Annotated in this window: 1 protein-coding gene and 1 pseudogene; both read right to left on the bottom strand. The window is 42.8% G+C overall.

What is annotated here, in order from left to right; genetic code table 11:
• A pseudogene (locus QUB44_RS30700) lies at positions 1-1,124 on the bottom strand (IS5 family transposase); the annotation flags it as partial.
• A 92-nt stretch (positions 1,125-1,216) separates the two neighbouring features.
• Positions 1,217-1,924, bottom strand: a 708-nt coding sequence (locus tag QUB44_RS30695; protein WP_333373677.1) for an AMP-binding protein, incomplete at its 5' end; no start/stop codon positions are given.

The raw sequence follows: 1,924 nt of genomic DNA, 5'->3' as shown, positions 1-1,924 counted from the left end.
GTTTTCTCTTGTTCGATAAATACGATCGGCATGAACGGACTCTGGATAATATCCTGTGAACCTATGATATGCTTCTAAAGAGTGCTTTTAAGTCCCCTGACTCGTTAAAGTTATCCCAGCTCATCCTGTCTAAAAACACATATCCTTCACAACAACTGGCTGATAGTTTGGCTCCAAACTCTACGCTTTTTCCGGCTTTTCCTCTGACAATGGGACGAATGTGGGGTTGACTTAAACTTACTATTCTATCCTCAATACTCTGTTTATTGTTGTTAAATAACCACTGTTGTTAGCGAGTTACTTCTGTGAGGACTAGCAAGGTTTTATATTGCTGTTTATTCAAACTTTCTAGGGTCGCACCTGCATCGATTAGCTGTTCAATATGAGCTAAGTTTCTTTTGATATATTGAAGTTGTTTTTTAATTGCTTGTCTTTTTTTATTTTTGGTAGGTCGTCTTTATTTGGCTACTGCTAAGTAGTCTTTTCTTGCTAGATTACGGTAGGTTCTTGGTTTTTTATGGTTGTTTTCTTTGATTTGTTTATACAGGATGTCTATGATTTTTTCTGTATGAACTCTAGCTTTGTTTAATAGTCCTAAGTCGGTCGGATAACTAATGTCGGCTGGAGCGCAGGTTGCATCTACGATCAACTTACCACGATTGGATGACTCATTTTTGGCGTCCGAATCCTTTTTTTTTTTCGGGTTTGACTGGCTTGATTTATCGCATTTTTGCGACCATGCGTTCGTTGACTTGATTAATGAGGTTCGGACTGATTCGTTGCCGAAAGTGTACTAAGAGTGATGGGTCAAATGCGAGTTCATTGCTGTAGCTTGATTGACCGATAAAGTATTGTAGATAGGGGTTTTCCCGGATCTGTTCTACCGTTTCGCGATCACTAATTCCTAATTTTTCTTTAATAATTAATGCCCCCAAGGCCATTCTAAACGATTTGGCTAGTGCCCCTTTTTCTGTGGGGAAGTTTTGGGCATATTCTGTTTCAAATTCAGACCACGGGATTATTTGGGCCATTTTTACCCAACGGTTGTCGGCTGACAATTTAGAACCGTTGGCTAGTTCAAAGTCTAAGGCTGGGAGGAGAGCAAGCTCAGCTTTCTTGTACACGATCGCAGATGGTGATGCACGGGTTTTGATCTATTTTACCTGTTTTTTTTGCACCTGACTCTCGATCGCACCACTTCTTAACCTATGCCACGTCAAGTGCGATCGATATATTCAGCAAGCCCTAAGTAAGCGACTAGGCGTTGACTGCCCGGTGCATTTTCCTGAAGCAAAACAGCAGCGGTGGACACAGAAGAATGTTGAGAAAGTGCTGCCTCTATTTCTCCGAGTTCGATGCGGAAACCGCGAATTTTTACTTGGAAATCGCTACGGCCCAGAAATTCTATATTACCATCCGGCAGGTAACAACCGATATCGCCTGTTTTGAACAAAACTTTTTGATGAGAATTACCGAGAAAATCTAATTTTTGTTGCCCAAACGGGTTAGAAATGAATTTCTCCGAGGTTAAGTTGGGGCGGTTTAAGTAGCCCTGTGCCAATCCATCGCCGCCGACGTAAATCTCGCCGGGAATTCCTATGGGAACGGGTTGCAAATTGCGATCGAGCAGGTAAATTTGCGTGTTGGCGATCGGGCGACCGATTGGAACTTTCTCGACACAGTGAGTTGCATCGTACCACGTCACGTCCGCAGCTACTTCAGAAGATCCATAAAGATTGATTAATACCCGCTGGGGCATCTGCTCTCGAAATTGCTGGCAAAGTTCCAGCGGCAGAGTTTCTCCGCTGCAAATCCAATACTTTAATTGAGGCAAACGCCTGTCTAAATCACTGTAGTTTAGACTAACCAAAGATGAGAACGGTGGCAAAAGAAGAACTAGAGCCACCGCGCCAGGAGAGAATGA

The organism is Microcoleus sp. AT3-D2, assembly GCF_036705715.1.
GTDB lineage: Bacteria > Cyanobacteriota > Cyanobacteriia > Cyanobacteriales > Microcoleaceae > Microcoleus.
The sequence above is the reverse complement of the archived record's forward strand: the minus strand, read 5'-3'. Positions and strand labels throughout refer to the sequence as shown.